This window comes from Streptomyces sp. NPDC001450 (assembly GCF_053597295.1).
Window position 1 is genome coordinate 160,035 of record NZ_JBSFHY010000015.1, and the last position, 26,628, is coordinate 186,662.

28 protein-coding genes are annotated in these 26,628 nt (G+C 70.1%); 10 read left to right on the forward strand and 18 right to left on the reverse strand.

The annotated features are described in order from the left end of the window. The 5 genes from dapD to ACWC5O_RS18975 form a co-directional block, all read right to left on the reverse strand. Positions 1-990, reverse strand: a complete 990-nt coding sequence (dapD, locus tag ACWC5O_RS18955) for a 2,3,4,5-tetrahydropyridine-2,6-dicarboxylate N-succinyltransferase (RefSeq protein WP_450588513.1) — start codon at positions 988-990, stop codon at positions 1-3. Positions 991-1,147: 157 nt separating this feature from the next. After that, positions 1,148-2,110: a CU044_5270 family protein gene (locus ACWC5O_RS18960; protein WP_450588515.1), complete on the reverse strand. Its 963-nt coding sequence runs from the start codon at positions 2,108-2,110 to the stop codon at positions 1,148-1,150. Between the two features lie 2 nt (positions 2,111-2,112). Then, positions 2,113-2,718 carry an RNA polymerase sigma factor gene (locus tag ACWC5O_RS18965; RefSeq protein ID WP_393481819.1) on the reverse strand — a complete coding sequence of 202 codons (606 nt, stop codon included), beginning with the start codon at positions 2,716-2,718 and terminating at the stop codon, positions 2,113-2,115. A gap of 111 nt (positions 2,719-2,829) precedes the next feature. Continuing rightward, on the reverse strand, positions 2,830-3,366 hold the full coding sequence (locus ACWC5O_RS18970; RefSeq protein ID WP_450588516.1) for a TetR/AcrR family transcriptional regulator: 537 nt from the start codon (positions 3,364-3,366) through the stop codon (positions 2,830-2,832). After that, positions 3,366-3,686, reverse strand: coding sequence for a DMT family transporter (locus tag ACWC5O_RS18975; RefSeq protein ID WP_450588518.1), 321 nt, complete (start codon positions 3,684-3,686; stop codon positions 3,366-3,368). Before ACWC5O_RS18975 ends, ACWC5O_RS18970 begins: the two co-directional genes overlap by 1 nt. Positions 3,687-3,870: 184 nt before the next feature. On the opposite strand from ACWC5O_RS18975, the gene ACWC5O_RS18980 reads away from it, so the two are divergent. Then, positions 3,871-4,692 (forward strand): AbfB domain-containing protein, encoded by an 822-nt coding sequence (locus ACWC5O_RS18980; RefSeq protein ID WP_450588520.1) that lies wholly within the window; start codon positions 3,871-3,873, stop codon positions 4,690-4,692. 55 nt (positions 4,693-4,747) lie between these two features. Here ACWC5O_RS18980 and ACWC5O_RS18985 read toward each other — a convergent pair whose 3' ends face one another. The 8 genes from ACWC5O_RS18985 to ACWC5O_RS19020 are packed head-to-tail and all read right to left on the reverse strand — an operon-like array spanning position 4,748 to position 11,305. Then, positions 4,748-5,080, reverse strand: a complete 333-nt coding sequence (locus tag ACWC5O_RS18985; RefSeq protein ID WP_361126148.1) for a metal-sulfur cluster assembly factor — start codon at positions 5,078-5,080, stop codon at positions 4,748-4,750. Beyond that, the gene (gene sufU / locus ACWC5O_RS18990; RefSeq protein WP_393481811.1) at positions 5,077-5,544 is read right to left on the reverse strand and encodes a Fe-S cluster assembly sulfur transfer protein SufU; all 468 of its coding nucleotides are present in this window, start codon (positions 5,542-5,544) and stop codon (positions 5,077-5,079) included. The genes ACWC5O_RS18985 and sufU overlap by 4 nt, the downstream gene beginning before the upstream one ends. A 16-nt stretch (positions 5,545-5,560) precedes the next feature. Further along, positions 5,561-6,817, reverse strand: coding sequence for a cysteine desulfurase (locus ACWC5O_RS18995; RefSeq protein ID WP_450588522.1), 1,257 nt, complete (start codon positions 6,815-6,817; stop codon positions 5,561-5,563). Next, positions 6,814-7,578, reverse strand: a complete 765-nt coding sequence (gene sufC / locus ACWC5O_RS19000; protein ID WP_450588524.1) for a Fe-S cluster assembly ATPase SufC — start codon at positions 7,576-7,578, stop codon at positions 6,814-6,816. The genes ACWC5O_RS18995 and sufC overlap by 4 nt, the downstream gene beginning before the upstream one ends. A gap of 7 nt (positions 7,579-7,585) precedes the next feature. Then, the gene (locus tag ACWC5O_RS19005) at positions 7,586-7,903 is read right to left on the reverse strand and encodes a non-heme iron oxygenase ferredoxin subunit (RefSeq protein ID WP_094214788.1); all 318 of its coding nucleotides are present in this window, start codon (positions 7,901-7,903) and stop codon (positions 7,586-7,588) included. Further along, on the reverse strand, positions 7,900-9,084 hold the full coding sequence (gene sufD / locus ACWC5O_RS19010) for a Fe-S cluster assembly protein SufD (protein ID WP_450588526.1): 1,185 nt from the start codon (positions 9,082-9,084) through the stop codon (positions 7,900-7,902). Before sufD ends, ACWC5O_RS19005 begins: the two co-directional genes overlap by 4 nt. Before the next feature lie 59 nt (positions 9,085-9,143). After that, positions 9,144-10,565 carry a Fe-S cluster assembly protein SufB gene (gene sufB / locus ACWC5O_RS19015; RefSeq protein WP_393481802.1) on the reverse strand — a complete coding sequence of 474 codons (1,422 nt, stop codon included), beginning with the start codon at positions 10,563-10,565 and terminating at the stop codon, positions 9,144-9,146. Then, on the reverse strand, positions 10,562-11,305 hold the full coding sequence (locus ACWC5O_RS19020) for a helix-turn-helix transcriptional regulator (protein ID WP_450588528.1): 744 nt from the start codon (positions 11,303-11,305) through the stop codon (positions 10,562-10,564). The genes sufB and ACWC5O_RS19020 overlap by 4 nt, the downstream gene beginning before the upstream one ends. Positions 11,306-11,511: 206 nt before the next feature. Between ACWC5O_RS19020 and ACWC5O_RS19025 the strand changes: the two genes are divergently transcribed. The 4 genes from ACWC5O_RS19025 to ACWC5O_RS19040 are packed head-to-tail and all read left to right on the forward strand — an operon-like array spanning position 11,512 to position 15,180. Next, positions 11,512-12,327, forward strand: coding sequence for an aminoglycoside N(3)-acetyltransferase (locus tag ACWC5O_RS19025; RefSeq protein WP_450588529.1), 816 nt, complete (start codon positions 11,512-11,514; stop codon positions 12,325-12,327). Positions 12,328-12,358: 31 nt separating this feature from the next. After that, positions 12,359-13,336: an ABC transporter ATP-binding protein gene (locus tag ACWC5O_RS19030; RefSeq protein ID WP_450588530.1), complete on the forward strand. Its 978-nt coding sequence runs from the start codon at positions 12,359-12,361 to the stop codon at positions 13,334-13,336. 53 nt (positions 13,337-13,389) lie between these two features. Then, positions 13,390-14,121 (forward strand): ABC transporter permease, encoded by a 732-nt coding sequence (locus ACWC5O_RS19035; protein WP_450588564.1) that lies wholly within the window; start codon positions 13,390-13,392, stop codon positions 14,119-14,121. 48 nt (positions 14,122-14,169) lie between these two features. After that, on the forward strand, positions 14,170-15,180 hold the full coding sequence (locus tag ACWC5O_RS19040; protein ID WP_450588531.1) for a COX15/CtaA family protein: 1,011 nt from the start codon (positions 14,170-14,172) through the stop codon (positions 15,178-15,180). Between the two features lies 1 nt (position 15,181). Here the strand turns inward: ACWC5O_RS19040 and ACWC5O_RS19045 are convergent, their stop codons facing one another. From ACWC5O_RS19045 to ACWC5O_RS19060, 4 genes are all read right to left on the reverse strand, one after another. After that, positions 15,182-15,919 (reverse strand): nucleotidyltransferase domain-containing protein, encoded by a 738-nt coding sequence (locus tag ACWC5O_RS19045; RefSeq protein ID WP_450588533.1) that lies wholly within the window; start codon positions 15,917-15,919, stop codon positions 15,182-15,184. 64 nt (positions 15,920-15,983) lie between these two features. Next, positions 15,984-17,090 (reverse strand): amidohydrolase family protein, encoded by a 1,107-nt coding sequence (locus ACWC5O_RS19050; RefSeq protein WP_450588535.1) that lies wholly within the window; start codon positions 17,088-17,090, stop codon positions 15,984-15,986. Positions 17,091-17,264: 174 nt separating this feature from the next. Then, entirely contained in the window at positions 17,265-17,597 is a 333-nt protein-coding gene (locus ACWC5O_RS19055) for a hypothetical protein (RefSeq protein ID WP_450588536.1), read from the reverse strand. A gap of 73 nt (positions 17,598-17,670) precedes the next feature. Continuing rightward, complete coding sequence (locus ACWC5O_RS19060) at positions 17,671-18,639, reverse strand: heme o synthase (protein WP_450588538.1); 969 nt, start codon at positions 18,637-18,639, stop codon at positions 17,671-17,673. Between the two features lie 362 nt (positions 18,640-19,001). Here ACWC5O_RS19060 and tkt point away from each other — a divergent pair, with 362 nt between their 5' ends. The 5 genes from tkt to pgl are packed head-to-tail and all read left to right on the forward strand — an operon-like array spanning position 19,002 to position 25,618. Continuing rightward, on the forward strand, positions 19,002-21,089 hold the full coding sequence (gene tkt / locus ACWC5O_RS19065; protein ID WP_450588540.1) for a transketolase: 2,088 nt from the start codon (positions 19,002-19,004) through the stop codon (positions 21,087-21,089). A 33-nt stretch (positions 21,090-21,122) separates the two neighbouring features. Next, positions 21,123-22,241, forward strand: a complete 1,119-nt coding sequence (gene tal, locus ACWC5O_RS19070; RefSeq protein ID WP_450588542.1) for a transaldolase — start codon at positions 21,123-21,125, stop codon at positions 22,239-22,241. Between the two features lies 1 nt (position 22,242). Continuing rightward, positions 22,243-23,781: a glucose-6-phosphate dehydrogenase gene (zwf, locus tag ACWC5O_RS19075; RefSeq protein WP_450588544.1), complete on the forward strand. Its 1,539-nt coding sequence runs from the start codon at positions 22,243-22,245 to the stop codon at positions 23,779-23,781. Further along, positions 23,778-24,839 (forward strand): glucose-6-phosphate dehydrogenase assembly protein OpcA, encoded by a 1,062-nt coding sequence (gene opcA, locus ACWC5O_RS19080; RefSeq protein ID WP_450588545.1) that lies wholly within the window; start codon positions 23,778-23,780, stop codon positions 24,837-24,839. Before zwf ends, opcA begins: the two co-directional genes overlap by 4 nt. After that, entirely contained in the window at positions 24,836-25,618 is a 783-nt protein-coding gene (pgl, locus tag ACWC5O_RS19085) for a 6-phosphogluconolactonase (RefSeq protein ID WP_450588547.1), read from the forward strand. Before opcA ends, pgl begins: the two co-directional genes overlap by 4 nt. 162 nt (positions 25,619-25,780) lie before the next feature. On the opposite strand, the gene ACWC5O_RS19090 is transcribed toward pgl, so the two are convergent. Further along, complete coding sequence (locus ACWC5O_RS19090; RefSeq protein ID WP_450588566.1) at positions 25,781-26,620, reverse strand: carbohydrate ABC transporter permease; 840 nt, start codon at positions 26,618-26,620, stop codon at positions 25,781-25,783. Positions 26,621-26,628: the final 8 nt, after the last annotated feature.

Below are 26,628 nucleotides of genomic sequence, written 5' to 3' on the forward strand. Positions count from 1 at the left end.
TCAGTTGTGGCTGTGCAGGATGTCGTTCAGACCGCCCCACACCGCGTTGTTCGGACGGGCCTCGACGACACCGGTGACCGAGTTGCGGCGGAAGAGGATGTTGGAGGCGCCGTTGAGCTCGCGGGCCTTGACGATCTGACCGTCGGGCATCGTCACCCGGGTGCCCGCGGTGACGTACAGGCCGGCCTCGATCACACACTCGTCGCCGAGCGCGATGCCGACACCCGCCTCTGCACCGATCAGGCAGCGCTCGCCGATGGAGATGATCACGTTGCCGCCACCGGACAGCGTGCCCATGGTGGAGGCACCGCCGCCGATGTCCGAGCCGTTGCCGACCACGACACCCGCGGAGATACGGCCCTCGACCATGGAGGTGCCGAGCGTGCCGGCGTTGAAGTTCACGAAGCCCTCGTGCATGACCGTGGTGCCCTCGGCGAGGTGCGCGCCGAGGCGGACCCGGTCGGCGTCGGCGATACGGACACCCTTGGGAGCGACGTAGTCCGTCATGCGCGGGAACTTGTCGATCGAGGTCACCTGGAGGTGCAGGCCCGCGGCGCGGGCGTTCAGCCGCACCTTCTCGACGTCGTCCACGGCCACCGGGCCGAGCGAGGTCCAGGCGACGTTGGCGAGGTGCCCGAAGATACCCTCCAGGTTCTGGCCGTGCGGCTTGACCAGGCGGTGCGAGAGCAGGTGCAGGCGCAGGTAGACGTCGTGCGCGTCGAGCGGCTTGTCGTCGAGGGAGGCGATGACCGTACGGACCGCTACCACCTCGACGCCCCGGCGGGCGTCCGGGCCGATCGCCGCGGTGGCGCCGCTGCCGAGCAGCTCGGCGGCCTGCTCGGCGGAGAGCCGCTCGGTGCCGGCGGGGCCGGGCTCGGCGACGAGCTCGGGGGCCGGGAACCAGGTGTCGAGAACGGTGCCGTCGGAGGCGAGGGTGGCGAGGCCGGCGGCGACGGCGCCGGTGGTGCGGGGAGCGTTCGTGTCGGTCATGAGGGAAAACTAACGCGAGGGGGGTCGTACCCGCGAACCGGTGAGCAGGACGTCTCATGTGCCGGGCGGAATCGTCTCTGCGGTGTCTCTCCCGCCGGGGCGGGACACGGGCGGCCCGCACTCCCCTGTGGTGCGGGCCGCCCGTGATCGTAGGTGGTCAGCCGCGGTCGCCCGCCTGGTTCACCACAGCCGTCGTGACGACCGAGTTGCCGCCGCGGACCTTGCCGCCGTCGACCAGCCGTATGCCGACGATCCGGTAGGTCTTCGGGTCGATCAGCCACTGGTCATGCATCGACTCACCGGTCTTGGGGTTCTTATCGCGGCCGTAGTCCAGGGCGATCGCCCGGCCTCCGGCGGCGGTCTCGACGAGGTGGCCGGTGACCTTCCCGCCCGGCACGAGCGCGAGGGCGCGGTAGAGAGAGGCCAGGCCCTTGCCCGGCATCACGTCGGCCGACAGCAGGACGCTGATCTCGACGTAGTCGTTCCGTGCCTGGGAGACTCCCTTGCTGTCGGCGATGGCGTTCTGCTCACGGAGCGCCTTCAGCGTCCCCTCACCGTCGGCCGGCAGGGCGACGAGGACCCGGTACATCTCGCGCGGCGAGCGGTCGTCGCCCTCGCCGCCGTTCTCCAGGTGCATCTTGGTGATGTCGAGCGGTTCGTCTCCCATCCGGGAGGCGCTGGCGGAGCCGTCGTACCGGATCCAGCTCTCCTGCTCGCCCAGCGGGCTCCGGGACTTGTCCAAAGGCTCCTGCGCCGACTTGGTGTAGATCCACTGCTTCGCCGTCGGAACGGCGCCGTCCGGCTGTGCCTCGACCGCGTCGGCGGCCTGCCGCAGGAACTCGGCGGCGCTCACCCCCTTGAAGCGCACGCCCGGCGTGGCCGCGGGCTGCACCTTGCGTCCCGTACCCTTCCCGCCCACCAGCAGGGCGGCGGTGACGGCGACGGCGGTCACCGCGGCCACGACCGCGACGATCACGAACTCCCGCCGTCGCCACAACGCGCGGCGCAGCTCCCCGGCCCGCGCGGCCTCGGTGAGCCGCGCCCGTCCCGGCGCGAGCCGGGCCCGGTCGGGCACCGGTGCGTTGGCGCGCAGCTCGCGCACCTCGGTCATCTCGTCCATCGCTACGCCACCTCCGCCGCGTCGGTCACGAATGCGGGATCGGCGCCCAGCGCCGTACGTACCTTGCGTCGCGCCCGGTTGAGCCGCGAGCGAACCGTGCCGACCGGTATGTCCAACGCCTCCGCGACCTCCTGGTAGGTGAGTTCGGCCCAGGCGACGAGCAGCAGGACGTGCCGGTCGGGCGCCGACAGCCCGGCGAGGGCGCCGGCCAGGGGGCCCTGCGCCGCGATCCGGCTGTCGGTGTCCTCGACCCAGGACTCGCCCCAGGACTCGGCGACCGGGTCGTGGCCGGTGCGGGCGAGCGCCCTGAGCGCCCGCACCTCGGCGCGGCGCTGCTTGCCGATGAGGTTTCCGGCGATGCCGTACAGCCAGGGACGCGCGTTGGGGCGCGCACGGTCGTAGCGGGACCGGATCCGGAACGCGACCAGGAAGGTGTCGGCGGTGATGTCGTCGGCAGCGGTGTCGCCCAGGCGGCGAGCCGCGTAGCGGTGGATGTCGGGGGCGTAGCGGTCGTAGAGCAGGGCGAACAGCTCCGGCTGCTCCAGCGACTGCGCGACTATCTCCGCGTCGTCCTCCGTCCGTACCGTGGACGGCGGTGGTCCGCTCACAAGGCTCCCCTGATTCGTCGGTGAGTGCGTGTCACCTCCTGTTCCCCGATGGGCATCGGAGAGTTCATGGTTTTCCGGAAGTCGTCGCTCGACCGGTGAACGCGCGGGTGATCAGGGAATCACCCGCTTCAGCACCGCGCGCCCGTACTCCTCGTCGTACGAACCTCCCGTCAGCAGCACCTGCAGACAGATGCCGTCCATCAGCGCGAGCAGCGCCCGCGCCGTCACCGGATCGGTGCGCGCGGCGAGCCGCGCGGCCGTCTCCTCGGTCCACTGCGCGGCGACGGGGCGCAGGGCGGGGCGTCTGAGGGCCGCGAGGTACAGCTCGTACTCCAGCTCGATGCCCGGCCGGTCGCCGCCCAGCCACTCGCCGAGGACCCGGGCGAGGCCCGCAGCGAGATCACCGTCGGTGTCCGCCAGCACCTCGCTGGCGTCGAGCACCTTGGCGAACCCCTCGTTGGTCTGGCACAGGGCGGCCACCAGGAGGTCGTCCAGGGAGGCGAAGTGGTAGGTCGTGGAGCCGAGCGGCACGTCCGCCTCGGCGGCGACCGTGCGGTGACTGAGCCCGGCGATGCCCTTCTTCCCCACGACCCGGATCGCCGCGTCGATGATCCGCTGCCGCCGCTCGGGGTCGTAACGGCGGGGCATCAGTGCGCCCCGCCCAGGTTCAGCACCACCACTCCCCCGACGATCAGCAGGATCCCGGCGACCTTGGTCGCGCTCAGCCCCTCCCCGAACAGCATCAGACCTATGACGGCGATGGTCGCGGTGCCCACCCCGGACCAGATCGCGTACGCCGTGCCGATCGACACGGTCTTCAGCGTCCGGGCGAGCAGCGCGAAGGAGACGAGGTAGCCCAGAGCCGTCACGAGCGAGGGCCCGAGCCTGCTGAAGCCCTCGCTGAACTTCATCGCCGTCGTGGCGGCGACCTCGGCGGCGATGGCGCCGGCGAGCAACAGGTATCCCATGGGCACAAGCGTACCCAGCGTTGTGTACGGCCGTACACAACGAGAAAGTTTCAGTTTCATAGAAATCGCTCGCCATCACACCCCGCTCCGCTAATGTGCAGCCCCTCGGCACCACTTCTGCTTCACGCTTCACTCACCTCACCCACACACCCCGGCCGTCGCCCCGGCGGCGGTGGAGAGCCGCATGCCTGAAAACACCCCCCACTCCCCGCAACGCCAGCCCTGGGAGAACGGCTGGAACCCGGACACCTCCCGGGCTCCCGGCACCCGAAGGCTCTGGCTGGCAGGCGCACTTGCCGTGGCCACGATCACGGCGTGTGTGACGGCGATAGCCGTGACCGACCAGACCCGCGAGCAGCGGGCCACCCCACCCGCGGCCGGAGCATCCACGGACAGCGGCCCCGGCCTGCTCTCCTTCGCCTCCCCTTCGGCGAGTACGCCCGCTCCGCCGAAGGGCAGGACGAGCATGGCCTCGGCAACACCGTCCACAGCCGGGTCCCCCGCACCCACGGCCACACACGCGGCCGGCTCGACACCCGCCCCCGCCAAGTCCCCGGCGCACCACGGAAGTTCCCCGAAGCCGACCGCCGACCGGCGTTCCGTCCGTTCCCTCAACTACCCCGACCGCTACTGGCACGTCGTCGACGACTACGTGAAGCTCGACCCGGTCGGCTCACCCTCCGCCCGCCGCGCCGCCACCTTCGCACTCGTCAAGGGCCTGTCCGACGCCCGCTGTTACTCCTTCGCCACGGCCGACGGCGACTACCTCCGCCACCGCGACTTCCTCCTGCGCGCCGAACACGACGACGGCTCCCGCCTGTTCGAGCAGGACGCCACGTTCTGCCCCCGCACGTCCTCCTTCACCGGCGCGACCATGCTGGAGTCGGTCAACTACCCGGGCCGCTTCCTGCGCCACCAGAACTTCCAGCTGAAGCTGGACCCGTACCAGAACACCGACCTGTACCGGGCCGACTCGGCGTTCCTACTGGTGGACGGGCTCTCCTGAACACACGAAAGCGGCGGCACCTCTCAGGTGCCGCCGCTTCACGTACGCGGATGTCTCAGACGTTGAACCCGAGCGCCCGAAGCTGCTCCCGGCCGTCGTCCGTGATCTTGTCGGGGCCCCACGGGGGCATCCAGACCCAGTTGATACGCAGTTCGCTGACCAGGCCGTCCGTTGCGGACTTGGCCTGGTCCTCGATGACGTCCGTCAGCGGGCAGGCCGCCGAGGTCAGGGTCATGTCGATCGTCGCGATGTTCGCGTCGTCGATGTGGATGCCGTAGATCAGACCGAGGTTGACGACGTCGATGCCCAGCTCGGGGTCGACGACGTCGTACAGCGCCTCGCGGAGTTCTTCCTCCGAGGCCGGCTTCATCTCAGCGGTCTCGCTCATGCCGTCTTCCTTTCGGCGTCGGCGCCACCCAGCGCCTGGGCCGTCGCGTCCTTCCACGCCATCCAGCTGAGGAGGGCGCACTTGACCCGGGCGGGGTACTTGGAGACACCGGCGAACGCGACCGCGTCCTCCAGGATGTCCTCCATCGCGTCGTCGGGCTCGAGCTTGCCCTTGGACTGCATCAGCTCCAGGAAGGTCTCCTGGATCTTCTGCGCGTCGGCCAGTTCCTTGCCGACGAGGAGCTCGTTCAGCACGGAGGCCGAGGCCTGGCTGATGGAGCAGCCCTGGCCCTCGTACGAGACGTCCCTGATCGTCGTTCCGTCGTACTTCACGCGAAGGGTGATCTCGTCGCCGCACGTCGGGTTCACGTGGTGCACCTCGGCGTCGCCATCCCTCAGACCACGCCCGTGCGGGTTCTTGTAGTGGTCCAGGATGACTTCCTGGTACATGGAGTCCAGCTTCACCTTTTCAGCACGCCCTTCAGCCGAAGAAGTTCCGTACGTGCTCCAGGCCGTCGACCAGTGCGTCGATCTCGGCCGGCGTGGAGTACAGATAGAACGACGCTCGTGTGGTCGCAGGAATTCCGTAGCGGAGGCAGACGGGCCGCGCGCAGTGGTGGCCGACGCGGACCGCGATGCCCTGCTCGTCGAGAACCTGGCCCACGTCGTGCGGATGGATGTCGCCCAGCGTGAAGGAGATCGCCGCCCCGCGGTCCTCGGCCGTGGTCGGGCCGATGATCCGCAGGTCCGGGACCTCTGCCAGGCGCTTCACCGCGTACTCGGTGAGCGCGTGCTCGTGGGCGAGGATCTTCTCCATGCCGATCGAGTTCAGGTAGTCGATCGCGGCACCGAGACCGACAGCCTGGGCGATCGGCGGTGTGCCCGCCTCGAACTTGTGCGGGGCCGGGGCGTAGGTCGAGGAGTGCATCGACACCGTCTCGATCATCTCGCCGCCGCCCAGGAAGGGAGGCAGGTCCTCCAGCAGCTCCTGGCGGCCCCAGAGGACACCGATGCCCGTGGGTCCGCACATCTTGTGGCCGGTGAAGGCCACGAAGTCGGCCTGCAGGGCCTGCACGTCCAGCGGCATGTGCGGGGCGGCCTGCGAGGCGTCGATGCAGACCAGCGCACCGACCTCCTGGGCGCGACGGACTATCGCGTCGACCGGGTTGACCGTGCCCAGGATGTTCGACACCAGCACGAAGGAGACGATCTTCGTCTTCTCGGTGATGATCTCGTCGATGTTGGACAGGTCCAGCCGGCCGTCGTCGGTGAGGCCGAACCACCTCAGCTTCGCGCCCGTGCGCTGCGCCAGCAGCTGCCACGGCACGATGTTGGAGTGGTGCTCCATCTCCGTGATGACGATCTCGGTCTCGTGGTCCACCCGGTAGGGCTCGTCGGCCCAGCCCAGCATGTTCGCCACGAGGTTCAGCGACTCGGAGGCGTTCTTGGTGAAGATCACCTCGTCGCGGCTCGGCGCGTTGATGAACGCGGCGACCTTGTCGCGCGCGCCCTCGTACAGCGCCGTGGCCTCCTCGGCGAGCACATGCACACCGCGGTGGACGTTGGCGTTGTAGCGCTCGTAGTACTCGCTCAGGGCGTCCAGCACCTGGCGCGGCTTCTGCGAGGTCGCCGCGTTGTCCAGGTACACGAGCTTCTTGCCGTCGTGGATCAGTCGGTCCAGGACGGGGAAGTCCTTGCGGATCGCCTCGGTGTCGAGGAGGCCCGGCAGCTGTGTCACTCGGATGCGCCACCCTTCGTGTACGCCTCGTAGCCCTCGTCCTCCAGCTTGTCGGCGAGCTCGGCACCGCCGGACTCGACGATCCGGCCCGCGGAGAAGACGTGGACGTAGTCGGGCTTGATGTAGCGCAGGATGCGCGTGTAGTGCGTGATCAGCAGGGTGCCGACCTCGCCGGTCTCGCGGACGCGGTTGACGCCCTCGGAGACGATGCGGAGCGCGTCGACGTCCAGGCCGGAGTCGGTCTCGTCGAGGATCGCGACCTTCGGCTTGAGCAGCTCGAGCTGGAGGATCTCGTGGCGCTTCTTCTCACCGCCGGAGAAGCCCTCGTTGACGTTGCGCTCGGCGAAGGCCGGGTCCATGTTGAGGCGCTCCATGGCCTCCTTGACCTCCTTCACCCAGGTGCGCAGCTTGGGGGCCTCGCCGCGGATGGCGGTGGCGGAGGTGCGCAGGAAGTTGGAGACCGAGACGCCGGGGACCTCGACCGGGTACTGCATCGCCAGGAACAGGCCCGCGCGGGCGCGCTCGTCGACGGACATCTCCAGGACGTCCTCGCCGTCGAGCAGCACGGTGCCGCCGGTGATCGTGTACTTCGGGTGACCCGCGAGCGAGTAGGCGAGGGTCGACTTGCCGGAGCCGTTGGGGCCCATGATGGCGTGCGTCTCGCCCTGCTTCACGGTGAGGTCGACGCCCTTGAGGATCTCCTTCGTGGCGTTGTCGGCCTCGACGGTGACGTGCAGGTCTCGGATTTCAAGCGTTGCCATGGGTGCCTCAGGACTCCTGGGTGAGGGAGACGAGAACGTCGTCCCCTTCGATCTTTACGGGGTATACGGGGACGGGGCGCGTCGCGGGGAGGCCGGACGGCTTGCCGGTGCGGAGGTCGAAGCTGGAGCCGTGCAGCCAGCACTCGATCTGACAGTCCTCCACCTCGCCCTCGGAGAGCGAGACGTTCGCGTGGGAGCAGATGTCGTGGATCGCGAAGACCTCGCCCTCGGTCTGCACGATGGACACGGGCGTGCCGTCGAGTTCCACCCGCTTCGGGGTGTCCTCCTCCAGCTCGCTCAGCCCACAGGCGCGTACGAAGGTCATGCGACCGAAGCCTCCAGCTCCTCGTCGATCTTCGCGAGGAGGCGCTCCTCGATGTCCGCGACACCGATCTGCTGGACCAGCTCGGCGAAGAAGCCACGGACGACGAGGCGGCGGGCCTCGTGCTCCGGGATGCCGCGGGCCATCAGGTAGAAGAGCTGCTCGTCGTCGAAGCGGCCGGTCGCGGAGGCGTGGCCGGCTCCGACGATCTCGCCGGTCTCGATCTCCAGGTTCGGCACCGAGTCGACCCGCGCGCCGTCGGTCAGCACCAGGTTGCGGTTCATCTCGTAGGTGTCGGTGCCCTCGGCCCTGGCCTCGATGAGCACGTCACCGATCCACACCGCGTGCGCGTCGTCGCCCTGGAGCGCGCCCTTGTAGACGACGTTCGACTTGCAGTGCGGGGTGTTGTGGTCGACCAGGAGGCGGTGCTCCTGGTGCTGCCCGGCGTCGGTGAAGTACAGGCCGAGCAGCTCGGCCTCGCCGCCGGTGCCCGCGTAGGTGACGCGCGGGTGCAGGCGGACCAGGTCGCCGCCGAAGGTCACGACGACCGACTTGAAGGACGCGTCGCGGCCGATCAGGGCGTTGTGCTGGGCCACGTGCACGGCCTTGTCGTCCCAGTCCTGGACGGAGACGACGGTCAGCTTGGCGCCGTCGCCCAGGATGTAGTCGACGTTGGCGGCGAGCACCGCGTCGCCGGTGTGGTCGATGACGACGACGGCCTCGGCGAAGGCACCCAGCTCGATGACCTGGTGACCGAAGGCGACCCCGCCCGCACCGTGCACGGCGATCCGGATCGGCTCGGCGAGCACCGTCTCCTTGGGGACGGTGACCACTCCGGCCTGCTCGAACGCCGAGTACGCCTGGGCGGCCACGCGGTCCACCGGGGTGCCCGCCCTGCCGACCCGCGCGTCGTCGCGGCCGACACTCTCGACGGTGACGCCCTCGGGGGCCTCGACGGTGACCTTCACGCCCTCGCCGTTCGCGACGGCCGTGCCGTCGTGCAGCCCGCGCAGGCGCTCCAGCGGGGTGAACCGCCACTCCTCCTCGCGGCCGTGCGGTACCGGGAAGTCCGCGACGTCGAAGGACGGGGGCGCGCTCATGCGCGTGGCGACGGTCGACTCGGCGGCCACCGCGATCTGGCCGGCGGTGGTGGAGCCCACCGGGATGTTCTGAGCCTCAGCCATGGCTGTCGTAATGCTCGCTTTCTTGCGTAAGTGGCTTGACGGGGACTGCGGGCCGGTGATTAACCGACCGCGCCCTCCATCTGCAGCTCGATCAGCCGGTTGAGCTCCAGCGCGTACTCCATGGGCAGTTCCTTGGCGATCGGCTCGACGAAGCCGCGCACGATCATCGCCATCGCCTCGAACTCGGTCATACCGCGGCTCATCAGGTAGAAGAGCTGGTCCTCGGAGACCTTGGAGACGGTCGCCTCGTGCCCCATGGACACGTCGTCCTCACGGACGTCCACGTAGGGGTACGTGTCGGAGCGGGAGATCGTGTCGACCAGCAGCGCGTCGCAGAGCACGTTCGACTTCGAGCCGGCGGCGCCCTCGCCGATCTCGACCAGGCCGCGGTACGAGGTACGGCCGCCACCGCGCGCCACCGACTTGGAGACGATGTTGGACGAGGTGTTCGGCGCCATGTGGACCATCTTGGAACCGGCGTCCTGGTGCTGGCCCTCGCCCGCGAAGGCGATGGAGAGGGTCTCGCCCTTGGCGTGCTCGCCCATCAGGTAGACGGCCGGGTACTTCATCGTCACCTTGGAGCCGATGTTGCCGTCGATCCACTCCATGGTCGCGCCCTCGTAGGCCACGGCGCGCTTGGTGACCAGGTTGTAGACGTTGTTCGACCAGTTCTGGATGGTCGTGTAGCGACAGCGGGCGTTCTTCTTGACGATGATCTCGACGACCGCGGAGTGCAGCGAGTCCGACTTGTAGATCGGGGCCGTGCAGCCCTCGACGTAGTGCACGTAGGCACCCTCGTCGACGATGATCAGGGTCCGCTCGAACTGGCCCATGTTCTCCGTGTTGATACGGAAGTAGGCCTGGAGCGGGATCTCCACGTGGACGCCCGGCGGGACGTAGATGAAGGAGCCACCCGACCACACGGCGGTGTTCAGCGAGGCGAACTTGTTGTCACCGACCGGGATGACCGTGCCGAAGTACTCCTTGAAGAGCTCCGGGTGCTCCTTCAGCGCGGTGTCGGTGTCGAGGAAGATGACACCCTGCTCCTCCAGGTCCTCGCGGATCTGGTGGTAGACGACCTCGGACTCGTACTGCGCCGCGACACCGGCGACGAGGCGCTGCTTCTCCGCCTCCGGGATGCCGAGCTTGTCGTACGTGTTCTTGATGTCCTCGGGCAGGTCCTCCCAGGACTCCGCCTGCTTCTCCGTGGAGCGCACGAAGTACTTGATGTTGTCGAAGTCGATGCCCGACAGGTCCGAGCCCCAGTTCGGCATGGGCTTCTTCTCGAAGAGGCGCAGCCCCTTGAGACGGAGCTTGGTCATCCACTCCGGCTCGGACTTCTTCGCGGAGATGTCCCGGACCACGTCCTCGTTCAGACCACGCTTCGCAGAGGCGCCGGCCTCGTCGGAGTCGGCCCAACCGTATTCGTACTTGCCCAGACCCTCGAGTTCGGGGTGGGCAGTCTCCGTGGGGAGAGTCATGCGGGGTTCCTCCCGGCCGTGCTTGCAGATGCGTTGTCGCTGGTCTTGGAAATCTTGGGGATGAACGTCGTGCAGACGCCGTCGCCGTGCGCGATCGTCGCCAGTCGCTGGACGTGGGTTCCGAGCAGCTCGGCGAAGATCTCCGTCTCCGCTTCGCACAGCTGCGGGAACTGCTCCGCCACATGGGCGACCGGGCAGTGGTGCTGGCACAGCTGCTCGCCGACCGGTGCGCTGCGCGCCGTAGCAGCGTACCCGTCCACGCTCAGGGCCTTGGCCAGCGCTTCGGTGCGCTCGTCGGGGCTGACGCTCTCGATCGCCTCGCGGTACGCGCTCGCCTGGGCGGCGATCCGGGCGCGGGCGAAGGCGGCGACCGCATCGGCGCCACCCTCCCGCTCGGCGATCCAGCGCAGGGCGTCCGCGGCGAGCTTGTCGTACGACTGGTCGAAGGCGTCCCGGCCGCAGTCCGTCAGCGCGAAGACCTTGGCGGGACGGCCACGCGTGCGCGTGCCGTACACCCGCTGCTCGCGCGCCTCGACGACGTCGTCCGCGACCAGCGCGTCCAGGTGCCGTCGTACGGCCGCCGGGGTCAGGCCCAGGCGTCCGGCGAGTTCGGTGACGGTCGACGGGCCGTGGTCCAGGATGGACCGCGCGACCCGGTTGCGCGTCGAGCGCTCCCCAGTCGCGAGCTCCTCCTGAGGAGTACCCACCGGGGTCTCCCGAGCCTCGCCGACGTTTTTCACAACGCCATTGTTGCGTAATTCTTCGGAGCCTGACAAGCGCCGTCCGGATCACCAGGCGGTGCCCTGTATCACTTAGGCATACCTAATCCGACCTGCGGAAATGATCTTCTGATCGATCATTCGGCGACCGTCCCCACACTGTCCGAGCAGGGCCGGGACGGCAAAAGGGTGGCGCCTTCCACGCCCGTCGGGAAGACTCCCGAACCATGCCCACACCCCCTCCGACCGGCCCTCTTGTCACTCGCGACACGGTTTCCACGCAGTTGCGCCTGCTGGGTGTCGAGACCGGCGAGATCCTCCTCGTGCACTCCTCGCTGAGTTCCCTCGGCTGGGTCAACGGAGGCGCCGTCGCGGTCGTCCAGGGACTCCTCGACGTGCTCGGCTCCTCCGGCACACTCGTCGTGCCCACCCAGTCGGGCGGCCTGTCCGACCCGGCGGTGTGGGGCAGCCCTCCGGTGCCCGAGGAGTGGTGGGACAGGATCCGGGCCACGATGCCCGGCTACGACCCCCTGATCACCCCGTCGCGCGGGGTCGGGGTGATCCCGGAGACCGTCCGTACCTGGCCGGGTGCCCAGCGCAGCGCGCACCCGCAGACCTCCTTCGCCGCGCTCGGGCCCCGCGCCGCACAGATCGTGGACGGCCATGCCTCCGACTGCCGGCTGGGCGAGCGCAGCCCGCTGGCCCGGCTGGAGCGGCTGGGCGCGCGGGTCCTGCTGCTCGGCGCGGGCTACGACGCCTGCACCAGCTTCCACCTGGCCGAGTACCGCATACCGTCCCCGCTGGTGCCGGTCGGCCGGCCGGCACCGGGCGGCGGCTGGGAGACGGTGACCGAGGTGTCGATCACCTCGGACCGCTTCGACGAGCTCGGCCACGACTTCGAACGGGACCGTCCCGTCGTGCGCGGCAAGGTCGGCGCGGCCGACGCCCGGCTGTTCCCGGTGGCGGACGCGGTGGCCTACGCCGAGCGGTGGCTGGCCGTGCACCGGCCCCGTGAGGAGGAGTTCCCGCACCCCCGCGCCTGAGCGGCCCGGCACCTCCCTAGACTCTGGATCCATGCGAAGTGAGCCCGCCCGCCCGTCTCCCGACCACCGCCCCTCGACGAGACGCTTCGCGCCGCACCCGCTCATCGAGGTCCAGGCCCTGGTGAAGCGGTACGGCACGAAGACCGCGGTGGACGGCCTCGACCTGGCGGCCCAGGCGGGAGTGACCGCCGTACTCGGCCCCAACGGGGCGGGGAAGACGACCACGATCGAGACCTGCGAGGGGTACCGGAAGCCGGATTCCGGCACGGTCCGCGTCCTGGGCCTCGACCCGGTGCGGCAGGCCGCCGACCTGCGTCCGCGCATCGGTGTGATGCTCCAGTCCGGAGGCGTGTACTCCGGCGCCAGAGCGGACGAGATGCTGCGCCACGTGGCCAGGCTGCACGCGCACCCACTGGACGTGGACGCGCTGATAGAACGCCTCGGGCTCGGCTCCTGCGGCCGCACCGGCTACCGCCGGCTGTCCGGCGGCCAGCAGCAGCGGCTGGCGCTCGCCATGGCCGTCGTCGGGCGCCCGGAGCTGGTCTTCCTGGACGAGCCGACCGCCGGCCTCGACCCGCAGGCCCGCCGGGCCACCTGGGATCTGGTCAGGGACCTGCGCGCCGACGGCGTCTCCGTGATCCTCACCACGCACCACATGGAAGAGGCCGAGCAGCTCGCCGACGACGTCGCGATCATCGACGGCGGCCGGGTCATCGCCCAGGGCTCCCCGGAGGAGCTGTGCAAGGGCGGCGCCGAGAACACCCTGCGCTTCACCGGTCGTCCCGGCCTCGACGTGGCCTCCCTGCTCAAGGCGCTCCCGGCCGACTGCACGGCCGCCGAGCTGACCCCGGGCAGCTACCGGGTCGTCGGCAAGGTCGATCCGCAGCTGCTGGCCACGGTGACCTCGTGGTGCGCCCAGCACGGGGTGATGCCGGACCGGATCTCGGTCGAGCGGCACACTTTGGAAGACGTCTTCTTGGAGCTGACCGGCAAGGAGCTGCGCTCGTGACGACCGCGACCGGTACGTACGCCCCGAAGCCGGGTGCGGCGCCCCTCCCCCGCATGATCGCGGCCCAGGCGGCGCTGGAGACGAAGATGCTGCTGCGCAACGGCGAGCAGCTGCTGCTGACGGTCGTGATCCCGACCCTGCTGCTGGTGCTCTTCAGCTCCGTGGACATCGTCGACACCGGCAAGGGCAAGGCGGTCGACTTCCTCGCCCCGGGCATCCTGGCCCTCGCCGTGATGTCGACGGCGTTCACCGGGCAGGCCATCGCGACCGGCTTCGAGCGCCGCTACGGCGTGCTGAAGCGGCTCGCCTCCTCCCCGCTGCCGCGCTGGGGGCTGATGGCCGCGAAGACGGCGTCAGTCCTGTTCACCGAGGTCCTCCAGGTGATCCTGCTGACGGTGATCGCCTTCGCGCTGGGCTGGTCCCCGCACGGCGCTGGGACATTCACCAGCGTGCTCGCCGTCCTGCTCCTGCTGATCCTCGGCACGGCCGCCTTCTCGGGGCTCGGGCTGCTGATGGCGGGCACCCTGAAGGCGGAGGCGACGCTGGCCGCCGCCAACCTGGTCTTCCTGCTGCTGCTCGTCGGCGGCGGCGTGATCGTGCCGCTGGACAAGTTCGGCTCGGCCGGGCAGCACATCCTCGGCCTGCTGCCCGTCTCGGCCCTCTCGGACGGCCTGCGGGACGTGCTCCAGCACGGCGCCGGGACGCCGTGGGGCGACCTCGGGATCCTCGCCGTGTGGGCCATCGTGGGGCTCGCCGCGGCCGGGCGGTTCTTCCGCTGGGAGTAGTCCCGGGACCGGGACCCTCGTGAAAGCGTGCACAAGCGGCGGCCTACGATGGTGCACGTGCCAAAGCTGACCCGCGCCGACGCCGTAGCGGCCCTGCGCAACCCGCTCGCCTTCATCGCCGCACGCTGGACCCCGGACCCCCGGACGGTCCGGCGGGCGGCGCTCGCCGCGCTCGTGATGTCGGTCGTCATCGTCGTCACCGGCGGTGCCGTACGTCTGACCGGCTCGGGCCTGGGCTGCCCGACCTGGCCCACGTGCACCGAGGACTCGCTGACCACCACCGGCGCGATGGGCTTGCACGGCGCCATCGAGTTCGGCAACCGCATGCTGACGTACGTGCTGTGCGCCGCCATCGGCTGGGCGATCATCGCGGCACGCTCCGAGAAGCCGTACCGGCGCAGCCTCACCCGGCTCGGCTGGACGCAGTTCTGGGTGGTCATGGGCAACGCGGTGCTCGGCGGCATCGTGGTCCTGGTGGGCCTGAACCCGTACACGGTCGCCGCGCACTTCCTGCTCTCGACGGGCCTGATCACCGTCGCCACGGTGATGTGGCAGCGCACCCGCGAGGGCGACGGGGCGCCGCGGCCGCTGGTCGGGAAGGCCGTGCAGCAGCTGGTCTGGTTCCTGGTGGCCGCGTCCGTGCTGCTCATCGCGGTCGGCACGGTGGTGACCGGGGCGGGACCGCACGCGGGCGACTCCAGCGAGGTCGACCGGATCCCCATCGACTGGGAGACGGTCAGCAAGCTGCACGCCGTGCTCGCCTGGATCGTGGTGACCCTCACCTTCGCCCTGTGGTTCGTGCTCAAGGCGGTCGACGCCCCCAAGGGCCCCCTCGACCGCACCCGCGAGCTGTTCCTGATCCTGCTCGCGCAGGGTGTCATCGGCTACGTGCAGTACTTCACGCACCTGCCCGAGGTGCTGGTCGGCCTCCACATGATGGGCTCGTGCCTGGTGTGGATCGGTGTCCTGCGCGTCCTGCTGTCGCTGCGGGAGCGCCCGGAGGCCACCCTGGACCTGCCCAGTCCCTCGGCCGAGGTGACGATGGGCACGCGCGCGTGAGTCACCCGTACGTGGTGACCAGCGCGTCGATCGCCGGCCCGAGGTAGCCTCGGGTCAGCTCGGCGCGCCGGGTGAGCCAGTCGGCGCGCACCGGGGCCGGACCCCCGTACCGCCGCCGCTCGATGTCCTCGACGACCTCCTCGGGCGCGCCGAGCCCCCGCAGCTCGCCCAGCGCCTCCCGCTTCGAGATCAGCCGCCCGTCGCGCAGGGTCACGGTGGCACGGGCGAAGGTCAGCAGCCCGAGGTCCACCCAGACGTCCTGCCGCCACAGCCTGGCCTTGTCGACCGCGGGGCGCCAGAAGTCCCGCTGGTCCTGGACGACGAAGGCGCCCAGCTGCGCGTCCGACACCTCCGGGAGCAGCCCGCCGGGCGGCTCGCCGTGCAGCACCCGGCCGAAGTCGTGCAGCTCGCGCCGGGTGACGGGGGTGACCGGGCGGCGCATCACATGTCCGTGCGCCCAGGTCAGATGCGACCGGCCCGGGTCGGCCAGCGTGGCCGGGGCGAGGTAGCTGCAGTGCAGGACGGCCGCGAGCGGATCCGCGCGCAGCCGCCGGTGCAGGGCCACGACGTGCCGTAAGGTCCGCAGGCCCGGCGCGTCCGGCAGGACCGCGATCAGATCCAGATCGCTGCGGCCCTCCTGGTAGTCGCCTCCGGCCAGTGAACCGTGCGCCCAGACGGCGAGCGGGTTCAGGTCCGACAGTGCCTGCAGGAAACGGGCGAGAAGCGCGTCGGTCGGCATCGGACCAGTCTGTACAGCACGGGCCTCGCCGGACACCCCTTTGTCCCAGCCCGTACAGCCGCCCTCATCCCAGCCCGTACACCCGCCGCGCGTTGCCCGCCGCGACCATCCGGGCCACCCGCTGCGCGTCCCCCAGGGACCACGCGCCCTCGGCCACCCAGCCGCCCAGCACCCGGCCCAGCGCCTCGCGGAACAGCCGGGCCCCGACGACGTGCAGCTCGGGCAGGCCGTGGGCGCCGCTGGAAAAAAGGATCTTGCCGAACGGGGCCAGCTCCAGGATCTCGGCGAGGACCGTCGCCGCACGGGCGCCGGTGCGCACGAGGGCCGCGCCCGAATCGGCGTACACGTGTGGGAAGACGCCGGCCAGATGGGCGGTGTGACGGTGGTACGGGTAACTGTGCAGCAGGATCAGATCCGTGCCGAGCCCGGCCGTGGATCGTACGAAGTCGGTGAGCAGCACCGGGTCCGTGCGGTCGATCCGCGAGCCCGGCTCACCGAGCCCGGAGTGCAGCTGAAGAGGCAGTCCCGAGGCGACCGCGATCCACAGCAGGTGCCGGAGCAGCACCGGGTCGGTCAGTTCGCCGCCGACCCGCCGCCCGGCCAGCCAGCGGCCCGCCGCGCCGCGCACCTCGCCCGGTCCGGGCGGCTCCGGCGCGAGCGCGAGGCCGTGCCGTACGCCCGCGACGGAGGTGAAGGCGACGGCGTTCGCGGCGGCTCCGTGCACCGACTCGGCCAGGTTGGCGAGAAAGGACTCGACCGTGCCCGAGGTGTCGGCGACCTGTTCGGCGAGGAGTTCCAGGCGCACGATCTCGTGTGCCTGCGCCTCGCCCGTGCTCGCCATCTCGGCCGGTCCCGTGAGGTCTCCGGGCAGGCCGGTGTCGACCAGGTACGTGGTGATGCCACTGCCGCGCAGCAGCCTGCGACCGGCTTCCAGTACGCCGAGTTCGCGGCGTCGGGCGAGATAGCGGGCCGGTGAGCAGTGGGGTTCCAGGCCGAGGAGGGGTGGGCACCAGCGCCTCACGGCGAAGCCGGTCTGGGTGTCGAAGAGGGTGGTGCCGGGGGCGGGCGGGCCCTCGGTGCGCGCGAGCTGGGCCTCGAAAGTGCCGAGGCCCAGTTCCGTTCTCAGTACGCCGTGGCAGTACTGGTCCACGAGGGACGGCGTTTCGATCATTCCGGCTCCCCGTGGGACGTGGTCTTACACGTCCTAACGGGTGAACCGGGTGTGAGGTCGCGGTTCAGCTCAGGGGTGCGCGTTGTTGGGCGGCTGCGACTGATTCGTGGTCGCTCGCGCCCATGCGGCGGAGCCGCACATCGATACGGCCCCACGCCCCTTGCGGCCGGCTGCTCAGCGGCCGGCCGAGCCGCCGACCTGGATTCCGGCCATGCGCTTCCACTCGTACGAACCCGTCTTCACCTTCGCCGCGAACTCGCCGTCGAAGGACTCGTGGACCGTGATGCCCGCCTTCTGCACCGCCTGCTCGGCGATCTCGGTGCTGGGGGCCACCAGGTCGCCCCAGCCGCCGTCCTCGCCGACGAGGACGATCCGGGCGCCGCGCTCGCCGATGTGGGCCACCTGACCCTCGGCGCCGCCGTGGGCCTTGGAGAAGGCGCTGATCTTCTTCGCGAGCCGGGCCGCGGTGCGCTCGGCCTTCGGGTCAACCTGCTGCGTGTCTGCCATGGCCAGGATGCTACTCACGGGTAGATCGGCTGGCGAGGGGAGAGCCCTGTGACCTGTGACGTACGGCGGTCCGTCAGCGCAGGAAGGGGTCGACCGCGACCGCGACGAAGAGGATCGACACATAGGTGATCGACCAGTGGAAGAGGCGCATCTCCTTGAGCTTGGCGCCGGTCACCTCGGCCTTCGCCCGGTTCTGCAGCCCGTGCGCCTCCCACAGCCAGAAGCCGCCGGCCGCGAGGGCGACCAGGGTGTAGAACCAGCCGGTGTAGCCGAGCGGGGTCAGCAGCAGGGAGACGGCGACCATCACCCAGCTGTAGATGACGATCTGCCGGGCGACCACCTTGTTGGAGGCGATGACCGGGAGCATCGGTACGCCCACGCGCGCGTAGTCGTCCCTGACCTTCATGGACAGCGGCCAGTAGTGCGGCGGCGTCCAGAAGAACATGACGAGGAAGAGGATGACCGGCGCCCAGGACATGGAGTTCGTGACCGAGGACCAGCCGATCAGCACCGGCAGACAGCCGGCGATACCGCCCCACACGATGTTCTGCGACGTACGCCGCTTGAGGATCATCGTGTAGACGACGACGTAGAAGAGGAGCGCTCCGAGTGACAGCCAGGCGCTCAGCCAGTTGACGGTCAACCCGAACAGCAGCGTCGAGACGACCGCGAGGGTGATACCGAAGACCAGGCACTCGAGCGGGCTGACCATGCCGGTCACCAGCGGGCGCTGCGAGGTGCGGTCCATCAGGGCGTCGATGTCCCGGTCGATGTACATGTTCAGCGCGTTGGCGCCGCCCGCCGAGAGGTAGCCGCCGACACAGGTGAGCAGGACCAGCTTCAGGTCGGGTACACCCTGCTGCGCCAGGAACATCACCGGAACGGTGGTGATGAGCAGCAGCTCGATGATCCGCGGCTTGGTCAGCGCCACGAACGCCTTGACACGGGCCCCGAACGGCCGGTGAACCGGGCTTTGGCTCGTCCCGAGCGCACCCGCTGGACGGGATTCGACGGCCGTCACGCACACCCCTGACAGAGACATCCCAGCAAGCCTCCCCGTGTGAAGTACCGGTAAAGGCTCGCGCGTACCACGCCACTTTAGACGTTGCCCATACCTCGGCCTTCGCGGGGGTGGGGTCGTGTTGGCGGACGGCACATCAGAGGGGTCTCAGGGCTCGATTGAGCAGTCAGATGAGCGGCTCCGTATTCATGTGCCGAATGCGTCCTCGGCCAGTCGGGAGGCGGATCCACAAGAGTCCCGGCAGTCTGGAATCACTCGAAAAAATGCACGTCCTTACGGGGGTAGGCTCAACAGCGGCCGGTGGGCAGAAGTGCACCGGCGGCCGGGTGGGCGCATGCCCCGAAGACCGGCGACCGACATGTGGAGAGGAGCCCTGACCCAGGGTGAGCACCAAGCCGACCACCACAGACCTTGAGTGGACCGAGCTGGACCAGCGGGCCGTGGACACCGCCCGCGTCCTGGCCGCCGACGCCGTACAGAAGGTCGGCAACGGCCATCCCGGTACGGCGATGAGCCTGGCTCCGGCCGCCTACACCCTCTTCCAGAAGGTGATGCGGCACGACCCGGCCGACCCGGAGTGGGTCGCCCGCGACCGCTTCGTGCTGTCCGCCGGCCACTCGTCCCTGACCCTCTACACGCAGCTCTACCTGGCCGGCTTCGGTCTGGAGCTGGACGACCTGAAGGCCTTCCGTACCTGGGGCTCGAAGACTCCGGGCCACCCGGAGTACGGGCACACCAAGGGCGTCGAGACCACCACGGGCCCGCTGGGCCAGGGTGTCGCCAACGCGGTGGGCATGGCCATGGCCGCCCGCTACGAGCGCGGTCTGTTCGACCCGGACGCCCCGGAGGGCGAGTCTCCGTTCGACCACTTCATCTACTGCATCGCCGGTGACGGCTGCCTGCAGGAGGGCATCTCCGCCGAGGCGTCCTCGCTCGCCGGCCACCAGAAGCTCGGCAACCTGGTCCTGCTGTGGGACGACAACCACATCTCGATCGAGGGCGACACCGAGACGGCCGTCTCCGAGGACACGGTCAAGCGGTACGAGGCCTACGGCTGGCACGTGCAGCGGATCGCCCCGAAGCCGGACGGCGACCTCGACCCGCACGCCATCTACAACGCGATCGAGGCAGCGAAGAAGGTCACGGACAGGCCGTCCTTCATCGCGATGCGCTCGATCATCGCCTGGCCGGCCCCGAACGCGCAGAACACCGAGGCCGCGCACGGCTCGGCGCTCGGCGACGACGAGGTCGCGGCCACCAAGCGGGTCCTCGGCTTCGACCCGGAGCAGTCCTTCGAGGTCGCCGACGAGGTGCTGAGCCACACCCGCCGGGCCGTCGAGCGCGGCCGCGAGGCCAAGACGGAGTGGGAGAAGTCCTTCCAGCTCTGGCGCGACAACAACGCCGAGCGTGCCGCCGAGTTCGACCGGGTCAGCGCGGGCGAGCTGCCCACCGGCTGGGAGGAGAAGCTCCCGGTCTTCGAGCCGGGCAAGGGCATCGCGACGCGTGCCGCCTCCGGCAAGGTGCTGCAGGCGCTGGGCGCGGTCGTCCCCGAGCTGTGGGGCGGCTCCGCCGACCTCGCCGGGTCGAACAACACGACCATCGACAAGGACAGCTCGTTCCTGCCGGCGGACAACCCGCTGCCGGAGGCGGACCCGTACGGCCGCACCATCCACTTCGGTATCCGCGAGCACTCCATGGCCGCGGAGATGAACGGCATCACGCTGCACGGCAACACCCGTGTCTACGGCGGTACGTTCCTCGTCTTCTCCGACTACATGCGCAACGCGGTGCGCCTGTCGGCCCTCATGCACCTGCCGGTGACGTACGTGTGGACGCACGACTCCATCGGTCTGGGCGAGGACGGCCCCACCCACCAGCCCATCGAGCACCTGGCCTCGCTGCGCGCGATCCCCGGTCTGAACATCGTCCGCCCGGCGGACGCCAACGAGACCGCGATCGCCTGGCGCGAGATCCTCAAGCGCTACACCAAGGAGTTCGGCAAGGGCCAGCCCCACGGCCTCGCGCTGACCCGCCAGGGCGTGCCGGTGTACGAGCCCAACGACGAGGCCGCGCGCGGTGGTTATGTCCTGTTCGAGGCCGAAGGCGGCGAGCCGCAGGTGATCCTGATCGCCACCGGCTCCGAGGTGCACGTGGCCGTCGAGGCGCGCGAGCAGCTGCAGGCCGACGGGGTGCCGACGCGGGTCGTGTCGATGCCGTCGGTGGAGTGGTTCGAGGAGCAGGACCAGGGGTACCGGGACTCCGTGCTGCCGCCGTCCGTGAAGGCCCGTGTCGCGGTCGAGGCGGGCATCGGCCTCACCTGGCACAAGTACGTCGGGGACGCCGGCCGCATCGTTTCCCTGGAGCACTTCGGTGCGTCCGCGGACGGCAAGGTCCTCTTCCGCGAGTTCGGCTTCACTGCCGAGAACGTGGCCGCGAAGGCCCGGGAATCCCTCGCCGACGCCCAGCGCTGACGCTCACATACGACACGTAGGAGATGTAATTCCATGACAGACGCACTCAAGCGCCTCTCCGAGGAAGGCGTCGCGATCTGGCTGGACGACCTGTCGCGCAAGCGGATCACGTCCGGCAACCTCGCCGAGCTGATCGACCAGCAGCACGTCGTGGGCGTCACCACCAACCCGACGATCTTCCAGAAGGCGATCAGCGGCGGCGACGGCTACGAGCAGCAGCTGTCGGACCTCGCCGCCCGCAAGGTCACGGTCGACGAGGCCATCCGCATGATCACCACGGCGGACGTCCGGGACGCCGCCGACATCCTGCGCCCGGTCTTCGACGCCACCGACGGCCAGGACGGCCGGGTCTCCATCGAGGTCGACCCGCGCCTGGCCCACAACACCCGGGCGACCGTCGCCGAGGCCAAGCAGCTGGCCTGGCTGGTCGACCGCCCGAACACCCTGATCAAGATCCCGGCCACCAAGGCGGGTCTGCCCGCGATCGCGGAGACGATCGGCAACGGGATCAGCGTCAACGTCACGCTGATCTTCTCCCTGGAGCGCTACCGCGCGGTCATGGACGCCTTCATCACGGGCCTGGAGAAGGCACGCGAGAAGGGCCTGGACCTCTCCCTGATCCACTCCGTGGCGTCCTTCTTCGTGTCCCGCGTGGACACCGAGATCGACAAGCGCCTGGACGGGCTCGGCACCGACGAGGCCAAGGCGCTGCGCGGCAAGGCCGCCATCGCCAACGCCCGCCTCGCCTACCAGGCGTACGAGGAGGTCTTCTCCTCCGACCGCTGGAAGGCGCTGGAGAACGCGGGCGCCAACAAGCAGCGTCCGCTGTGGGCGTCGACCGGCGTGAAGGACCCGGCGTACCAGGACACCATGTACGTGACGGACCTGGTCGCGCCGAACACGGTCAACACCATGCCGGAGGCCACCCTGGAGGCCACCGAGGACCACGGTGAGATCACCGGCGACACCGTCGCCGGCACCTACGAGCAGGCCCGCGCCGACATCGACGCGATCGAGAAGCTCGGGATCTCGTACGACGACGTGGTCCAGGTTCTGGAGGACGAGGGCGTCGAGAAGTTCGAGGCGTCCTGGAACGACCTGCTGAAGTCGACCGAGGCGGAGCTGAAGCGCCTCGCCCCCTCGGAGGGCTGAGTTGTCACCCCTTGCTGGTTCCGGAGCGAACCCGCTTCGTGACCCCGCCGACCGACGGCTCCCGCGTATCGCGGGGCCGTCGGGCCTGGTGATCTTCGGCGTCACGGGCGACCTGTCCCGCAAGAAGCTGATGCCCGCGGTGTACGACCTCGCGAACCGTGGTCTGCTGCCGCCGGGCTTCTCCCTGGTGGGCTTCGCCCGCCGCGAGTGGGAGCACGAGGACTTCGCGGCCGAGGTCCACGACGCCGTCAAGGCGCACGCGCGTACGCCGTTCCGTGAGGAGGTCTGGCAGCAGCTCATCCAGGGGATGCGCTTCGTCCAGGGCACCTTCGACGACGACGACGCGTTCGAGCGGCTGCGCGCCACCATCGAGGAGCTGGACAAGGCACAGGGCACGGGCGGCAACTTCGCCTTCTACCTGTCCGTGCCGCCACGCTCCTTCCCCGTGGTCATCCAGCAGCTGAAGAAGCACGGGCTGGCCGACCAGACCGGCGGCTCCTGGCGCCGCGCGGTCATCGAGAAGCCCTTCGGCCACGACCTGGAGTCGGCCGAGCAGCTGAACAAGGTCGTGCACGAGGTGTTCGAGCCGGACCAGGTGTTCCGGATCGACCACTACCTCGGCAAGGAGACCGTCCAGAACATCCTGGCGCTGCGCTTCGCCAACACGATGTTCGAGCCGATCTGGAACCGGTCCTTCGTGGACCATGTGCAGATCACCATGGCCGAGGACATCGGCATCGGCGGCCGCGCCGGCTACTACGACGGCATCGGCGCCGCCCGTGACGTCATCCAGAACCACCTGCTCCAGTTGCTCGCGCTGACCGCGATGGAGGAGCCCGCCTCCTTCGACGCGGACGCGCTGGCGGCCGAGAAGACCAAGGTGCTCGGCGCCGTCCGGCTGCCGAAGGACCTGGGCCGCTCCACCGTCCGCGGGCAGTACGCCGGGGGCTGGCAGGGCGGCGAGAAGGTCATCGGCTACCTCGAAGAGGACGGCATCGACCCGAAGTCGAAGACCGACACCTACGCGGCCGTGAAGCTGGCGATCGACAACCGCCGCTGGGCGGGCGTCCCCTTCTATCTGCGCACCGGCAAGCGTCTCGGCCGCCGCGTCACCGAGATCGCCGTCGTCTTCCAGCGGGCGCCGCACTCCCCCTTCGACCACACGGCGACGGAGGAGCTGGGTTCGAACGCGGTCGTCATCCGCGTCCAGCCGGACGAGGGCATCACGGTCCGCTTCGGCTCCAAGGTGCCGGGCACCTCGATGGAGATCCGGGACGTGTCCATGGACTTCGCCTACGGCGAGTCCTTCACGGAGTCCAGCCCGGAGGCCTACGAGCGGCTGATCCTGGACGTGCTGCTGGGCGACGCCAACCTCTTCCCGCGCACGGAGGAGGTCGAGCTGTCCTGGAAGATCCTCGACCCGATCGAGGAGTACTGGGACAAGCACGGCAGGCCCGCGCAGTACCCGTCGGGCACCTGGGGTCCCGCCGAGGCGGACGAGATGCTCGCACGAGACGGACGGAGCTGGCGCCGGCCATGAAGATAGACCTGACCGGCACCACCGCCGGCGAGATCAACAAGTCGCTCGTGCAGGGCCGCCGTGCCATCGGCACCCCCGCCGTCGGCATGGTCCTGACCCTCGTCATCGTCACCGACGAGGAGAACGCCTACGACGCCCTGAAGGCCGCCAACGACGCCTCGCGCGAGCACCCCTCGCGCACGCTGGTGGTCATCAAGCGCGTCTCCCGCTCCCCGCGCGACCGTACGTCGTCCCGTCTGGACGCCGAGGTGCGGGTGGGCGCGGACGCGGGCACCGGCGAGACGGTGGTGCTGCGGCTGTATGGCGAGGTGTCCGACCACGCCGACTCGGTCGTCCTGCCGCTGCTGCTGCCGGACGCCCCGGTCGTCGTCTGGTGGCCGGTGAACGCCCCGCTGGACCCGGCCAAGGACCCGCTGGGCGCGCTCGCCCAGCGCCGGGTCACCGACACCTACGCCGCCGAGCAGCCGGTACGGGAGCTGTCCGCCCGTGCCGAGGCCTACACGCCCGGCGACACGGACCTGTCCTGGACCCGGATCACGCCGTGGCGCTCGATGCTGGCGGCGGCCCTGGACCAGGTGGTCTGCGAGGTCAGGACCGTCGAGGTGGAGGGCGAGGAGTTCAACCCGAGCTGTGAGCTGCTGGCGATGTGGCTCGCGGACCGGCTGGACGTCCCCGTCAGGCGCTCGCTGTCCTCGGGCCCGGGCCTGACCGCCGTCCGCATGGACACCAGCTGCGGCCCGATCGTCCTGGACCGGGCCGACGGCTCGCTGGCCACCCTGGCCATCGACGGCCAGCCGGCCCGCGCGGTGGCGCTCAAGCGGCGGGACACCGCCGAGCTGATCGCGGAGGAGCTGCGCCGGCTGGACCCGGACGACACCTACGCGTCGGCGCTGCGCTACGGCGTGGAGCGGCTGAACTCGGGCACCGAGCCCGCCGCGGCGGAAGCGGTGGCGGAAGCGGTGGCGGAGGCGGACACCGGTGAGGCGAAGGCCGGTGAGGCGCCCGCCAAGAAGGCGGCCGCCAAGAAGGCCCCGGCGAAGAAGGCGGCGGCGAAGTGAGCACTCCGCAGCTGGTCGTGCACCGCGACAAGGAACTGATGGCGCAGGCGGCCGCGGCCCGTCTGATCACGAAGATCGTGGACGCGCAGGCCTCCCGGGGCCACGCGTCCGTGGTCCTCACGGGGGGCCGCAACGGCAACGGCCTGCTCGCCGCGCTGGCGGCGGCCCCCGCCCGGGACGCCGTCGACTGGAGCCGGCTCGACCTCTGGTGGGGCGACGAGCGCTACCTCCCCGAGGGCGACCCGGAGCGCAATGTCACGCAGGCCCGCGAGGCCCTGCTGGACACCGTGCCGGTGGACCCGGAGCGCGTGCACGCCATGCCCGCCTCCGACGGACCGTACGGTGCGGACGCGGAGGCGGCCGCGGAGGCGTACGCGGCGGAACTGGCGAAGGCGGCCGGCCCGGAGAACCACGGGGCCGTTCCCTCCTTCGACGTACTGATGCTGGGCGTCGGCCCGGACACCCACGTGGCCTCGCTCTTCCCGGAGCTGCCCGCGGTGCGCGAGACGGAGCGGACGGTGGTCGGCGTCCATGGCGCCCCCAAGCCGCCGCCGACCCGGATCTCGCTGACCCTTCCGGCGATCCGCTCGGCCCGCGAGGTCTGGCTGCTCGCGGCAGGTGCGGACAAGGCGCAGGCCGTGGCCATCGCCCTGTCGGGCGCGGGCGAGGTCCAGGCTCCGGCTGCGGGTGCGTACGGCAGGCAGCGCACCCTGTGGCTCCTGGACTCGGCCGCGGCTTCACAGCTGCCTCGGTCGCTGTATCCCCCGGCCTCACCGTAAGTTCCGGCGACCGTCCCAGGGGGCTCCGCCCCCTGGACCCCCGGCCCTTGCCCACCCACCACCCGACTCGGTAGGCCGAGAGGCGGGCGTCAGGCATCTCAGCCCGTCCGGCGTTCGAGGACGGGGCCGTTCAGGCCGATCGGGGGTCCAGGGGGCGAAGAACTACTTCACCGACCCGGCCATCACCCCTTGCACAAAGTGCCGCTGGAAGGCGAAGAACACCGCCACCGGCACGATCAGGGACAGGAACGCGCCCGGGGCCAGGACGTCGATGTTGCTGCCGAACTGGCGGATCTGGGACTGGAGTTCAACGGTCAGCGGCTGGGACGAGCTGTCGGCGAAGAGCAGGGCGACCAGCATGTCGTTCCAGACCCACAGGAACTGGAAGATGGCGAGGCTGGCGATGGCCGGGCGGCCCACCGGCAGAACCAGGCGGGTGAAGATGCGCCACTCGCTGCCGCCGTCCATGCGCGCAGCCTCCAGCATCTCCTTCGGCATCTCCGCGAAGTAGTTCCGCAGCAGGAACACCGCGAAGGGCAGGCCGTAGGCGACGTGGAAGAGGATCACGCCGGGGATCGTGCCGAACAGGCCCAGCTGGCCGAAGAGTTTGGCCACCGGCAGCAGACCGATCTGCACCGGCACCACCAACAGGGCCACCACCAGCAGGAACAGTGGCTCGCGGCCGGGGAAGTCCAGCCAGGCGAAGGCGTATCCGGCGAGCGCCGCGATGACGACGACCAGGGTGGTGGCCGGCACCGAGATCAGCACGGTGTTCCAGAAGGCCTGCGTCATCCCGGCGTTCTTCAGCAGCGCCGAGTAGTTGTCGAAGGACAGCTGGCCCGGGCTGGCGAGCGCCGTCCACCAGCCGCCCTTCGCGGTGTCCTGGGCCGAGCGCAGGGAGGACACGAACAGGCCCGCGAGCGGAGTCAGCCAGACCAGGCCGATCACCACGAGGAACGCCTGGACCAGACCGTTGCCCAGGCCGCGCCTGACCGTGTTCATGGCCGAGT